This window comes from Comamonas sediminis (assembly GCF_041107495.1).
Classification (GTDB): domain Bacteria; phylum Pseudomonadota; class Gammaproteobacteria; order Burkholderiales; family Burkholderiaceae_C; genus Comamonas; species Comamonas sediminis.
In genome coordinates, this window is sequence record NZ_JBGBDC010000002.1 from 586,547 (window position 1) to 599,116 (window position 12,570).

The window sequence follows — 12,570 nt, forward strand, 5'->3', positions numbered from 1 at the left end:
GACGATACGTTAAGCCTGTGCCTTTTTCAGTCCAGTCGCCCATGCGTAGGCATCCGACAGAAAGTCTTATCGTGAAGTTCATTACCTCTACAAACATGCCTCGGACAAAGGGCTTCAGCGCCACCGTGGCTCCGGCAGCGACAGGTCTGTTCATTGCATTGGCGGGACTGCTGTCGTCTTTTGGCGCACAGGCGCAAGCGGCGCTGCCCACGGTGTCGTGCAACTCGCCATCGGCGGCATTCAGCACGGGACATAACGCAGCAACCGGAGGTGCCCTGCCCCAAAACGCGGTGGAACCATCTTGGCAATTCGCATTTGCAGGCAGGCCAGTCACCAACCCCGCCGTCGCCTTGAGCGCCATACCCCCCGCTGCTTGGACACCCCTCACGGTTTACTGGACTGCGCCTTGGAGCGAGTCACCTTATGCCAACGCCAATTGGGTTTCGCCGTTGGGCTTTGACAGAGCCAATTCCCAACGCTGGGGCTATTACCGGTACCAGTTCAACTTGGACCCTGCCGTCGATCCGGCAGATCTGGCGGTCCAGCTGTCGTACCTGGTGGACGACAGCGCCACAGAGATCTACGTCAACGGCGTGGCCCAAAGTGCTTACGCGCCCATCGTGAACCCCGGATCGGCATTTTCCACGCCGCCCGTCTCTCGCACGTTGACGCAGGACTGGAAACCCGGTTTGAACGAAATCGTTTTTCAGGTGCTGGACTATGGCTGGGTCACGGGGCTGCTCGTGCAGGCTGAGCCTACGGCCGTTTGCAAACCCACCTCAGTCGACATCACCAAAAACGCCAGCGCAAGCCAGGTCAATGCGGGTGGAACCTTCAGCTATGACATTGTGCTGACCAACCAAGGCTCGCAGCAGGCCACGGTGTCGCAACTGACGGACACCCCGCCGGCCGGTATCACGCTGAATGCTTGGGCCTGCACAGCTGCCAATGGCGCCAGCTGCCCGGTTCCCAGCAGCGGCACCGGCGCTCTCAATCTGGCCAACCTGGCCTTGCCACCGGCTGCCGCAGCCGGAGATCCTGGCGGACAACTGAGGTTTACCCTCCAAGCCAGCGTGGAGGCCAATGCAACGCCCGGCTTGCTGACCAACACAGCCCAAGCCACGCCGGACGCCACAACCACACAGTGTTCGGCCACTTCGGGCGGCGCGAGTGCCACCCAGTGCACGGCATCGGCCAGCATTGAGGTGATCAAACCCGTCACGCCGCCGGTGACGACACCGACGCCGGTACCTGCCGATGCGCCATGGGCCTTATTGGTGCTGAGTGGCTTGCTGGTAGGCCTCAGCGCCCGGCAAGTGAAATCTCGCGATTCTGTATAACGTCAACGCTTAGCCGAGTGCGCCTCCTCAGCTCAGGCTGTCGGGGCGCTTTTTTTCGTCACCACAGCCCCCACTGCTGCCTTCACGGCGAACAGCAAGCAGCGAACCAAGTCACAAACTGACACAAACAGGCAAACACCCGCCACATGCGTCGCAAATGATTCTGATTGCGAATCAACTTGCATCCCCAGCCAACGTGACCGGACCCGCGCCGCGTCCACGCCAGCCAGCTCCGCTCTGCATACCTTTGGCCCGTCCGGCTTTGCCCGGGGCTGCGCCGCCTGCAGGCCGTCTTATTGCCATTGTTTGTTGTCATGTCCCATCCCGCTGCTTCATTCCCCCTTCTTCCCATTGCGTTGGCCGCAGGCCTGTGCCTGGCGCCGGCCGCTTCTGCGCAAGACCGTGCCGATCTCGGCACCACGCTGGACACGATCACTGTGACGGCAGCGGCTACGGCCACAGCCGTCAAGGACGCACCGGCCAGCTTGACGGTGCTGACCGCCGAAGACATCGCGCGCGTGCCGGCCACCGATTTGAACGAGGTGCTGCGCCGCGTTCCCGGCCTCACGCAAGCCACCACGCCCGATGGCGGCACCAGCATCCAGATTCGCGGTCTGCCGCAGCAGTACACCTTGATCCTCGTCGATGGCGTGCGCGTGGGCAGCTCCAGCGAGACCTTTGACCGCTACACCCGCAACGAGCTCAACTGGATTGCGCCTGAAGCGATCGAGCGCATTGAAGTGGTGCGCGGCCCCATGTCCTCGCTCTACGGCTCGGATGCAATGGGTGGCGTGATCAACATCATCACCAAGAAAGGCGGCGACACATGGGGCGGCCAGGTCTCTGCCGGTGCCGAGATCAATCCAGAATCCATCCGTGGCAACGACTACAGCGGTGGCTTCAACATCAGCGGCCCGCTGGGCAAGGGCTTCAAGCTGCAGCTGAACGGCCAGCAAACCTACCGCCAGGCAGACAGCGGCCTGGAAGACGGCACCACTGCTTTCCGCTGGGGCGGCGGGCGTGAAGGCGCCAAACGCCAATCGCTGGGCGCACGCCTGGATTGGGACATCAACGACCAGCACAAGCTGAGCCTGGATGTGCAGCGCGCCGAGTGGAAGACCCTGGGCGGCCCCTCGCCCTCCACCAGCAACCCGGGCGGCTTTGCGGCTGCGGCCACCACGCGCGGCCCCTCCAATATGGAGCGCGAAAGCACCAGCCTGACCCACCAGGGCAAGTACAGCTTTGGTACATCCAAGCTCTCGCTCAGCCACAGCAAGTACAGCAACGAGACGACTGCGCCTCGGATCGAGAACGGCCAGTTTGTGCCGGTGCCCGGTGGCACCGCTACCCAGACCTACAACACCCATTCGGTATCGGAAGACCTGATCCTCGACGGATCGGTGACCATGCCCTTTAAATGGGGCTTTGACCAGATGCTGACCGTGGGTGCGCAGTGGCAGCGCCAGGAGCTGGACAACCCGAACTCGGTGGGCTCGGTCGCCAATGAGGCAGGCGTGATCGGCCTCAGCTACAAGCAGGCCAAGTCGCAGGCCCTGTTTGTCGAAGACCAGATCTTTCTGCGCGACAACCTGACCCTGACCCTGGGCCTGCGCGGTGACCGCCATGACGACTACGGCTCGCACATCAGCCCGCGCGCCTACCTGGTCTACCATCCCACCGCTGCCTGGACCTTGCGTGGCGGCTACTCGGAAGGCTTCCGCGCGCCCAACCTGCGCCAGTCCAACGAGAACTTTGTGAGCCAGTCGCAAGGCGCGGGCTGCGGCTTTGCCGGCTACACCGGTGGCGGTTGCAGCATCCGGGGCAATTCCGACCTCAAGCCCGAGACCTCGCAGAACTGGGAGCTGGGCGCCGCCTGGGAGCATGAGGGCTGGCAAGCGGGCCTGACCTTCTTCAACACCGACTTCAAGGACAAGATCGATTCGCAAGGCATTGGCTACCTGCCGGGCGGCAGCAACTACTGGGCCCAGTATGTGAATATCGACGCGGCCATCACGCGCGGGCTGGAAGCCAATCTGCGCGTGCCGCTGAGCCGCAGCATCACCTGGAACAACAGCCTGACCCATATGCTCAAGGCCGAGAACAAGACCACCGGCGTGGCGCTGACCACCGTCTCCAAGTGGAGCGGCTCCTCGGTGCTGGATTGGCAGGTCAACGCTGCCCTGGGCCTGAGCCTGGGCGCCGAGCTGGTGGGCAAGCAGATGGGCCTGGCCCAGCGCCTGGCCGACAACTCCAACTTTGGCGAGCAGCGCATCCAGAACAGCTATGTGCTGTACGACCTGGCGGCCAACTACCGCATCAACAAGGCGCTGCGCATCAACGCCGGCGTGAAGAACCTGTTTGACCGCAATGCCAGCGGCAACCGCGATGTGGGCAACAATTTCTACCTGCCCGGCCGCCGCTTCTTTGCCACCTTGACGGCCAGCTTCTAAGCGGATTTAACGCCCTGAAGGCAAAGGCGCTGAGATCCTGTCTCAGCGCCTTTGTCTACGCCTGCGTTGTCAGGGCCGGGCCGCTGCAAAGCCATGGCGCTTGGCCATCAGCACGACCGCCAGGCTCAGCAGCATCAGCAGCAGCACCACTGGCGAGAAAGCCGCCACGCCCCACTGCGCCAGCAATACACCGCCAGCCATGCCGCCACCAGCAATGGCCAGGTTCCAAGAGGTCACCAGCATCGACTGCGCCACATCGGCCGCCGGCCCCGCGCTCTTGGCCAAGGCCGTTTGCAGCAACGGCGGCAGCCCGCCAAAACCCAGGCCCCAAACGGCCACAGCCAGATAGACGGCAGCGGGCAGCTGCATCGCCAGCGCCAGCAACACGGCACCAAGTAGGAAAAGTCCCGTGCTCGCCAGGCTCAGCGCACGCAGATGGCGGTCGATCAGCAGGCCAGTGATCCAGATGCTGAGCACCGACATCAGCCCGAACACCAGCAGCACGCGGTCGATCTGCGCGCCCAGATCGGCAGGCGCCAGCAGAGGCGCTATATAGGTGTAGAGCAGGTTGTGCGCCAGCACATAAGCCAGCACCACCAGCAGCACCGGCCGCACCCCAGGCAGGCGGAAGACTTGGCCCAGTGCAAAGGCCTGGCCAGCGGGCTGGCCGGCAAAATCGGGCAGGCGCAGCTGCACCCAGGCCATCAGCAGCAGCGCCAGCACGCTCATGCTGGCAAAGCACAGGCGCCAGCCCAGGTGCTGGCCCATCCAGGTGCCCAGCGGCAGGCCCAGCGAAAGCGCCAGCGGCGCACCCAGCATCGCAATCGCAATGGCGCGTCCGCTTTGGTGCGGCGCCACCATGCGCGTGGCATAGCCCGCCAGCAACGCCCACAGCAGGCCTGCCGCCACCCCGGCCACAAAGCGCGCCAGCAAGGTGAGCGCATAGCTGCCCGACACCGTGGTGATGCTGTTGGCCAGCACAAAACCCGCCAATGCCGCCAGCAGCAAGGGCTTGCGGCGCATGCGCTGGGTGGCCGCCGTCAGCGGAATCGCTGCCACCAAGGAGCCGATCGCATACAGGCTGACCAGCTGGCCGGCCATGGCCTGCGACACCCCCAGACCGGCGCTGATCTGCGGCAGCAATCCGGCCGGCAAGGCTTCCGTCAGGATGGTGGCAAAGCCCGCCAGCGCCAGCGCCAGCAGCGATGCCAGCGGCAGGCCACCGCTTTGGGGGGTGCAGCTGGGTTCAAGAGAGGGGGATGGGTGGGAGGAAAGCGAAGAAGAATCTGCCATGGCGCTAAGCGAAAGTCCTGTACAAACCCGCGCAGGCCAGGGGCCGCTGGCGGGTGAAAAGCATCAGCCGCCATGGTGCAGCGACTGCGGCCTTAAGACAATCAGGCCGATATTCTGAACATATCGGACGAAAATGTCCGCAATCCGGCAGCCTCCAGCAGCTACCGCGGACATGCAGGCGGCTGATGTATGCCGCTCCCTCCGTCCCCGCTGGCTATACTGCCCGCTGCGCCCCCAAACCACAGCTTGAAAGGCCAACCATGGGCCCCCACGAACAGCTCCAGCACGACGGCTATCTGCTGCTGCGCCAGGCCATCCCGGCTGACTGGCTGCCCGGTCTGCGCGAGGCCTTTGATGCAGGCATCACCAGCCACTGGCCGGTGCCCCGGGGCTGGGATTGGCGCCATGCGCTGGTAGATGACAACGCCCAGATGCTGGCGGTGTGCCGGCTGCCGCAACTGCTGGCCGCTGCGGGCGTGCTGATCGGTGAGCGCTTTTTTCTGTCGCAAGTGGAAGGGCGCGAGCCCGTGGGCGGCGGTGGCTACCAGCGCCTGCACCGTGACCTGTCCAAACAGCGGCCCGGCGATACCGTCGGCGCACTGGCGTTTTTGGATGACTTTGGACCTGAGAACGGCGCCACGCGCCTGGTCCCCGCCAGCCACCGTCCCAGTGCACAAGAAGCTGCGCGCATCGAGCATGATGAATCGCTGGCCATTCAGATCTCTGGCCAGGCCGGCGACATTCTGGTGTTTGATGTCGACTTGCTGCATGCCGCAAGCCTCAACCCCAGCGGCGCACGCCGCCGCAGCCTGCTGATCAACTATGCCGCCGAGGTGCTGTATGACGCGCACCAGCAAACGGCAGCGCTGCGCCAGGTGCGCATGGATACCAGCGCTCGCTTTGAGCCCGGGGATTTTGTTCTGGCAACTGCCTGATGCCAGCTTGATGCCCGCTGGATGCCCGGCTGAACCCAGGCAGCGCCAACAGCGTTACAGTGGCGCGCCGCCTGTGCTGCCCGGCTCGCCTTCCGCATCTTTCGCATCTTTCGCATCTTTGGCAATGTGCGGCGCATGCCAGCCCATCTTTTGCGAGATCGCCGCACTGGCGGTTTTCAGCAAGCTGCGGTAGTAGTGCGGCGTGTCGGCGCCGCAGCGCATGATCGGGAAGGACACCGACAGCGCGGCAATCACGTGGCCAAAGCGGTCAAACACAGGCACCGCGATACAGCGCAGACCGGGTTCGGCCTCTTCATTGTCCTCGGCCACCTCCTGGGCACGCACGCGGGGCAGGATGTCCATCACGGCATCGACAGAGCTCAAGGTACGGGGCGTGAACAGCTTGAGCGGCTGCGACGACAGCAGGCTGTGCGCCCGCTCGGCAGGCATGAAGGCCAGCAGCACCTTGCCAATGGCGGTGCTGTGCAAGGGTTTGCGCCGGCCAATGCGCGACTGCATGCGCAGCCCAAAATCCGATTCGATCTTGTGGATGTAGATGATCGCGTCTTCATCGAGCGCGCCCAGGTGGATGGTCTCGCGGGTCAGCGCGCCCAGGCGGCGCATTTCCTCGTCGGCCTCGCGCACGAGGTCGGTGTTCTCCAGCGCCTTGCCGCCCAGCTCAAACAGCCGCAAGGTGGCGCGGTACAGCTCCGATTCGCCATCCTGCGCCACATAGCCCAGGGCCTTGAGGGTTTGCAGCAGGCGGTGCACCGATGACTTGGACAGCGACAGCTGCTGGGCCAGCGCGGTCACGCTGACATCACGCTGGTTGCCCAGGCATTCCAGAATGGCAAAGGCTTTTTCCACCGCGGCGACGGTGTCGGTCTTGTCCAGGGCTGCGGGGCTCTCGCTCATCGGTCCGTCCTTTTGTTTTGGGCTGTGGTGGATGGGCTCGATTATCGGGCCAGCCAGCCGCCATCGACAGCCAAGGTATGGCCATGCACATAATCGGCCGCGCTGGAGGCCAGAAACACCGCCGCGCCGCCCAGGTCTGCCGGCTGCCCCCAGCGCCCGGCGGGGATGCGCTGCAGGATCTCGCCCGCGCGGCCTGCGTCCTGGCGCAGCGCCTCGGTGTTGTTGGTCTCGATATAGCCGGGCGCAATCGCATTCACATTGATGCCCTTGGCGGCCCATTCATTGGCCATCAGGCGCGTAAGGCCCAGCACGCCGCTCTTGGCTGCCGTATAGGAAGGCACCCGCACCCCTCCCTGGAACGACAGCAGCGATGCGATATGGATGATCTTGCCGCCGCGCCACTGCGCGCCCTGCTGCGCGGCGCAGTCCAGCATATGGCGCGCCACGGCCTGCGACAGAAAGAACAGGCTCTTGAGGTTGGTGTTCATCACCGCATCCCAGTCCTCTTCGCTGAAGTCCAGCGCATCTGCACGGCGAATGATGCCGGCATTGTTCACCAGGATATCGACCTGGCCAGCCGCTGCCAGCACCTGGGCCAGGACATCGGCCATCGCCTCCGTGCGCGACAGGTCGGCCTGTATCGGCACAAACCGGCGCCCCAGCGCCTGCACCTGCGCGGCCGTCTGGCTGGCATCGCTGCGGTTGAGCCCGACGATATCGGCCCCCGCCTGCGCCAGCGCCACCGCAATGCCCGCGCCAATGCCGGTATTGCAGCCGGTCACCAGCGCCACCCTTCCCTGCAGATCAAACGGATGACGGGGGCTGGACGGGGCCTGGGCAGGCGCATGGGAGATGGAGGAATGGGACATGGACTGTGGGAGGGGCGGGATCAAAAACAGCCAGCGCTAGGACCGGCCAGCCAAGAGATATGGCAACTATTGGAACACACTCTTCATTTTTCAGAACGATGTTCCGTAAATTTTTATTAACGGAATTGGACAAAGGGTTTACCAGCTATTTTCCAGTTTTAAATTTATGGAACACTGTCCCGGTTGCTTCGGTAGTCATCGGACAACACCTCTACAAGCGATAACAAATTCACCACCAAAGTGTGAGGAGCGAGACATGGAAATCCAGAAAACCATTGAGCGTGTGCCCGGCGGGCTCATGCTGATTCCGCTGCTGCTGGGCGCCTGCGTGCACACCTTTGCACCAGATGCCGGCAAGTACTTCGGCTCGTTCACGAACGGGCTGATGACCGGCACCGTGCCCATTCTGGCGGTCTGGTTCTTTTGCATGGGGGCGACGATCAACCTCAAGGCGACAGGCGTGGTGCTGAAAAAATCCGGCACCCTGGTCGTCACGAAGATCCTGGTGGCCTGGGTCGTGGCCATGGTGGCAACACGCTTCTTGCCGCCAGGCGGCATCCAGACGGGGCTGTTCACCGGCCTGTCGGTGCTGGCCCTGGTCACCGCGATGGACATGACCAATGGCGGCCTGTATGCCGCACTGATGCAGCAGTACGGCACGCAAGAGGAGGCAGGCGCCTTTGTGCTCACCTCCATCGAGTCGGGCCCGCTGGTCAGCATGCTGATCCTGGGCGCCACCGGCGTGGCGGTGTTTGAGCCGCGCTTGTTTGCCGGCGCCGTGCTGCCGTTTCTGATCGGCTTTGCACTGGGCAACCTGGATGCCAACCTGCGCGAGTTCTTTGGCCGCTGCGTGCACCCGCTGATCCCCTTCTTCGGCTTTGCGCTGGGCTGCTCGATCGACCTGGGCGTCATCGCCAAGAGCGGCTTTACCGGCGTCTTTGTGGGGGTGGCGGTCATCATCGTCACTGGCATTCCGCTGATCCTGGCGGACAAGTTCATCGGCGGCGGCAATGGCACGGCCGGACTGGCTGCCTCATCCACGGCCGGTGCGGCTGTCGCCAATCCGCAAATCATCGGCACCATGGTGCCCGAGCTCAAGTCCATGGCCGATTCGGCCACGGCGATCACCGCCACCGCCTGCCTGCTGACCGCGATCCTGGTGCCCATCCTCACGGCCATGTGGGCGCGCAAGCATGGCCGCCGCCAACAGGTATCCGCTACCGCACCTAGCCCGGTAGCCAGCGCGGCTGGCAGCCCGCCCAAGCTGGCCCAGGACGGCCACTTCTAAACCCGCAGCGCTTTCATCCCCTGCCCGGCTGCGCTGACCTGCGGCGCAGCCGGGCCTTTTGATAGTTTTGACAGGACTGACTCCATGACCCATTCTTCCGTCTCCCCCGGTCGCCTGGCAGGCAAGGTGGCCCTGGTGACCGCAGCGGCGCAAGGCATTGGCCGCGCCAGCGCCGAACGGCTGGCAGCCGAAGGCGCCCGCGTGATTGCCACCGACTTGCACATCGGCCCGCTCGCAGGCTCTGGCCTGGATGCGCGCCAGCTCGACGTGCGCGACAGCGCCCAGATCCAGACCCTGGCCGAGGTGCTCGGGCCCATCGACATCCTCTTCAACTGCGCAGGCTTTGTGCATGCCGGCAGCGTGCTCGAATGCAGCGAGGACGACTGGGACTTCGCGTTTGACCTCAATGTCAAAGCCATGTACCGCAGCATCCGCGCCTTTTTGCCGGGCATGCTGCAGCGGGGCCAGGGCAGCATCATCAATATGTCGTCGGCCGCCTCCAGCATCAAGGGCGTGCCCAACCGCTTTGCCTACAGTGCCTCCAAGGCAGCGGTCATCGGCATGACCAAGTCCATCGCCGCCGATTACTGCACCCGGGGCGTGCGCTGCAATGCCATCTGTCCGGGCACGGTCGATTCGCCGTCGCTGGCCCAGCGCATTGCCACCCAGGCCACGCACGATGGGCTTTCCGTCGACGCCGTGCGCGCCGCCTTTGTGGCCCGCCAACCGATGGGCCGCGTCGGCAAGCCCGAGGAGATTGCGGCACTGGTCGCCTATCTGGCCTCGGACGAGGCTGCGTTCACCACCGGCCAGGCCCATGTGATTGATGGCGGCTGGTCCAACTGACTCCGCCACCCCACCTCGATTTTTCGCTGCGCGACAGCCCCCTGGCTGGCAGGCACCTAGACTGGCGCCTGCTCGCTATTGATTCTTTGGAGATGACATGAAATTACTGCGTTATGGCCCGGTGGGCCAGGAAAAGCCCGGCCTGCTCGACAGCAGCAACACCTTGCGCGACCTCTCTGGCGTGCTCAGCGATATCGAAGGCGCGCAGCTGGGCGATGCCGCCCTGGCACGCCTGCGCGCGATCGACCCCAGCACCCTGCCAGCCGTGCTTGGCCAGCCCCGCATCGGCCCTTGCGTGGCGCGCGTGGGCAAGTTCATCTGCATCGGCCTCAACTATGCCGACCATGCCGCTGAATCGGGCGCCGCCATCCCGACCGAGCCGGTGATCTTCAACAAATGGACCAGCGCCATCTGCGGCCCCAACGATGCGGTTGAAATCCCCCGTGGATCCACCAAGACCGACTGGGAGGTCGAGCTGGGCGTCGTCATCGGCAAAGCGGCCAAGTACATCACCGAAGCCCAGGCGCTGGAGCATGTGGCCGGCTACTGCGTGGTCAATGATGTGTCCGAGCGCGAATGGCAGATCGAACGCGGTGGTACTTGGGACAAGGGCAAGGGCTTTGACACCTTTGGCCCCATCGGCCCCTGGCTGGTGACGCGCGACGAAGTGCCGGACCCGCAAAACCTGTCGATGTGGCTGGAGGTGGATGGCAAGCGCTTTCAGAACGGCAACACCAAGACGATGATCTTCACCGTCGCACAGATCGTCGCCTATGTCAGCCAGTGCATGAGCCTGCAGCCGGGAGACATCATCTCGACCGGCACGCCCCCCGGCGTGGGGCTGGGCATCAAGCCCCACCCCATCTATCTGAAGGCTGGGCAGACGATGCGCCTGGGTATTGAGGGCTTGGGTGAGCAGCAGCAAACCACCGTCAACGCCTGATGACGCATAGCACCCGGCGCCAGCGCGGCAACGGGTGCTTACAGATGAAAAAATGGTAGCAGCCATCGCCATAGATTTCCACCATCAAAACAGCCGCAACAGCTGATGTACAAAGCAACCATTGCTCATCTTTTGATACAGGATTTTCCGCTAAGCTGCCAGCATCGTTCACCCTCCCAACCCCTGCCATGAACCGTTTGTTGACCCCTTTGCTCACTGCGTTGGCGCTCTCGTGCCTGGCGGATGCCAGCTGGGCCCATGGCGGCGGCCACCGCCACCACCACCGCAAGGAACACAAGGAACAGTTCTGGGACGGCAACTGCCAGGTGGAGCGCAAGTGGAAGCGCAATGGCGAATACAAGGAAAAGCGCCGCTGCCACGACCGCCCGGCCGCCTACTACGCGCCGCAGCCGGCCTACGCTGCCCCGGTGCTGGTGGCGCCCCGCACCCCCGATGCGATTGTCATCAGCCCGCAGATCGTCATCCGCCCCTGATCCGCACGCTATTTTTTTATCCGGCATTGCGGGCTGTCAGACACCTGTTTGACAGCCCGCTGCCTTTGCAGCCCCTGCCACCGGCTCAGTGGGCTGCGGCTTGCCCCACAATCGGGCCATGTCCTCCTGCCCCCTCCCCATGGCTCCGGCCGGCTCCATCACCTTGGTGCAAGGCATCGAAGTGGGCCACTTCACAGACACGCGCCGCCCCACCGGCTGCACAGCCATCCTGGCCAAAGCCGGGGCGGTGGGCGGTGTCGATGTGCGCGGTGCCGCACCCGGCACGCGCGAAACCGACTTGCTCCACCCCACCAACCTGGTCGAGCGCGTGCACGCCATCATGCTGGCGGGCGGTAGCGCCTGGGGCCTGGATGCGGCCAGTGGCGCGATGCGCTGGCTGGAAGAGCAAGGCGTAGGCCTCGATATCTCCGTGGGCCGCATTCCGCTGGTGCCCGCCGCCGTGCTGTTTGATGTGCTGGTAGGCGATATGCGCATCCGCCCCGATGCCCAGGCGGGCTATGCCGCCTGCCAGGCCGCCAGCAGCGGCATGCCCGCACAAGGCAATGTAGGTGCGGGGGCCGGCGCAGCGGTGGGCAAGATCTTTGGCATCCACCGGGCAATGAAGGGCGGCATCGGCACCGCGTCGGTCACCGTAGATGGCGTCACTGTGGGCGCCATCATTGCCTGCAATGCACTGGGCGATGTGCTGCACCCGGACACCGCCCAGGTGGTAGCCGGCGCGCGCACCAGCGATGGCTTGGGGCTCATCGACACGCGCCGCGCCCTGCTGCGCGGCGAGCCGCCGCAGCCGCTGCTGGCGGGCACCAACACCACCATCGGCGTGGTCGCCACCGATGCGACCATCACCAAGGCCCAGGCCAACCGCCTGGCGACCGTGGGCCACGACGGCCTGGCCCGCGCCATCAACCCGGTGCACACCATGTCGGACGGCGACACCTTGTTTTGCCTGGGCACGGGAGCCGCCGGGCGCAGCCCCGGCATGATGGTGCTGGCCACGATGGCCGCCGAGGCCGTCGCCCAGGCCACCCTGCAGGCGGTGCTGCATGCCAATCGTTTACAAATCGATGCCGGAGAAAACCACAAGGCCTTGCACCTGCCCAGCGCGGCTGATTTACAGTAGGCGCCATTCCAACAGCGCTGCGCCGGCAGCCCGCCAACCACCATGGGTGACCGCTC

At 64.5% G+C, this 12,570-nt stretch carries 11 protein-coding genes; 8 read left to right on the forward strand and 3 right to left on the reverse strand.

The window, feature by feature from the left end:
* Nucleotides 1–71 precede the first annotated feature (71 nt).
* The gene (locus AB7A72_RS06910; protein WP_369459414.1) at nt 72–1,340 is read left to right on the forward strand and encodes a hypothetical protein; all 1,269 of its coding nucleotides are present in this window, start codon (nt 72–74) and stop codon (nt 1,338–1,340) included.
* Between the two features lie 314 nt (nt 1,341–1,654).
* Nucleotides 1,655–3,790 (forward strand): TonB-dependent receptor domain-containing protein, encoded by a 2,136-nt coding sequence (locus AB7A72_RS06915; protein WP_369459415.1) that lies wholly within the window; start codon nt 1,655–1,657, stop codon nt 3,788–3,790.
* A 69-nt stretch (nt 3,791–3,859) separates the two neighbouring features.
* Here AB7A72_RS06915 and AB7A72_RS06920 read toward each other — a convergent pair whose 3' ends face one another.
* Nucleotides 3,860–5,083: an MFS transporter gene (locus AB7A72_RS06920; RefSeq protein WP_369459416.1), complete on the reverse strand. Its 1,224-nt coding sequence runs from the start codon at nt 5,081–5,083 to the stop codon at nt 3,860–3,862.
* A gap of 260 nt (nt 5,084–5,343) precedes the next feature.
* Here AB7A72_RS06920 and AB7A72_RS06925 point away from each other — a divergent pair, with 260 nt between their 5' ends.
* The gene (locus AB7A72_RS06925; protein WP_369459417.1) at nt 5,344–6,018 is read left to right on the forward strand and encodes a phytanoyl-CoA dioxygenase family protein; all 675 of its coding nucleotides are present in this window, start codon (nt 5,344–5,346) and stop codon (nt 6,016–6,018) included.
* Nucleotides 6,019–6,072: 54 nt separating this feature from the next.
* Here the strand turns inward: AB7A72_RS06925 and kdgR are convergent, their stop codons facing one another.
* Both kdgR and kduD read right to left on the reverse strand, forming a co-directional pair.
* Nucleotides 6,073–6,933 (reverse strand): DNA-binding transcriptional regulator KdgR, encoded by an 861-nt coding sequence (gene kdgR / locus AB7A72_RS06930; protein WP_369459418.1) that lies wholly within the window; start codon nt 6,931–6,933, stop codon nt 6,073–6,075.
* Nucleotides 6,934–6,974: 41 nt separating this feature from the next.
* Nucleotides 6,975–7,802: a 2-dehydro-3-deoxy-D-gluconate 5-dehydrogenase KduD gene (gene kduD, locus AB7A72_RS06935; RefSeq protein ID WP_369459420.1), complete on the reverse strand. Its 828-nt coding sequence runs from the start codon at nt 7,800–7,802 to the stop codon at nt 6,975–6,977.
* A 256-nt stretch (nt 7,803–8,058) separates the two neighbouring features.
* Here kduD and kdgT point away from each other — a divergent pair, with 256 nt between their 5' ends.
* From kdgT to AB7A72_RS06960, 5 genes are all read left to right on the forward strand, one after another.
* Complete coding sequence (gene kdgT / locus AB7A72_RS06940; protein WP_369459421.1) at nt 8,059–9,090, forward strand: 2-keto-3-deoxygluconate transporter; 1,032 nt, start codon at nt 8,059–8,061, stop codon at nt 9,088–9,090.
* A gap of 84 nt (nt 9,091–9,174) precedes the next feature.
* Nucleotides 9,175–9,936, forward strand: a complete 762-nt coding sequence (locus tag AB7A72_RS06945) for an SDR family oxidoreductase (RefSeq protein WP_369459422.1) — start codon at nt 9,175–9,177, stop codon at nt 9,934–9,936.
* Between the two features lie 97 nt (nt 9,937–10,033).
* Nucleotides 10,034–10,879: an ureidoglycolate lyase gene (locus tag AB7A72_RS06950; protein ID WP_369459423.1), complete on the forward strand. Its 846-nt coding sequence runs from the start codon at nt 10,034–10,036 to the stop codon at nt 10,877–10,879.
* A gap of 188 nt (nt 10,880–11,067) precedes the next feature.
* Nucleotides 11,068–11,373, forward strand: coding sequence for a hypothetical protein (locus AB7A72_RS06955; protein ID WP_239811781.1), 306 nt, complete (start codon nt 11,068–11,070; stop codon nt 11,371–11,373).
* 118 nt (nt 11,374–11,491) lie between these two features.
* On the forward strand, nt 11,492–12,514 hold the full coding sequence (locus tag AB7A72_RS06960; protein ID WP_369459424.1) for a P1 family peptidase: 1,023 nt from the start codon (nt 11,492–11,494) through the stop codon (nt 12,512–12,514).
* The last annotated feature ends 56 nt before the right edge of the window (nt 12,515–12,570 follow it).

Bases quoted from the DNA above. Each gene is read 5' to 3' on its own strand.
- AB7A72_RS06915 (WP_369459415.1), top strand. From the start codon at position 1,655: ATGTCCCATCCCGCTGCTTCATTCCCCCTTCTTCCCATTGCGTTGGCC.
- AB7A72_RS06920 (WP_369459416.1), bottom strand. From the start codon at position 5,083: ATGGCAGATTCTTCTTCGCTTTCCTCCCACCCATCCCCCTCTCTTGAA.
- AB7A72_RS06925 (WP_369459417.1), top strand. From the start codon at position 5,344: ATGGGCCCCCACGAACAGCTCCAGCACGACGGCTATCTGCTGCTGCGC.
- kdgR (WP_369459418.1), bottom strand. From the start codon at position 6,933: ATGAGCGAGAGCCCCGCAGCCCTGGACAAGACCGACACCGTCGCCGCG.
- kduD (WP_369459420.1), bottom strand. From the start codon at position 7,802: ATGTCCCATTCCTCCATCTCCCATGCGCCTGCCCAGGCCCCGTCCAGC.
- kdgT (WP_369459421.1), top strand. From the start codon at position 8,059: ATGGAAATCCAGAAAACCATTGAGCGTGTGCCCGGCGGGCTCATGCTG.
- AB7A72_RS06945 (WP_369459422.1), top strand. From the start codon at position 9,175: ATGACCCATTCTTCCGTCTCCCCCGGTCGCCTGGCAGGCAAGGTGGCC.
- AB7A72_RS06950 (WP_369459423.1), top strand. From the start codon at position 10,034: ATGAAATTACTGCGTTATGGCCCGGTGGGCCAGGAAAAGCCCGGCCTG.
- AB7A72_RS06955 (WP_239811781.1), top strand. From the start codon at position 11,068: ATGAACCGTTTGTTGACCCCTTTGCTCACTGCGTTGGCGCTCTCGTGC.
- AB7A72_RS06960 (WP_369459424.1), top strand. From the start codon at position 11,492: ATGTCCTCCTGCCCCCTCCCCATGGCTCCGGCCGGCTCCATCACCTTG.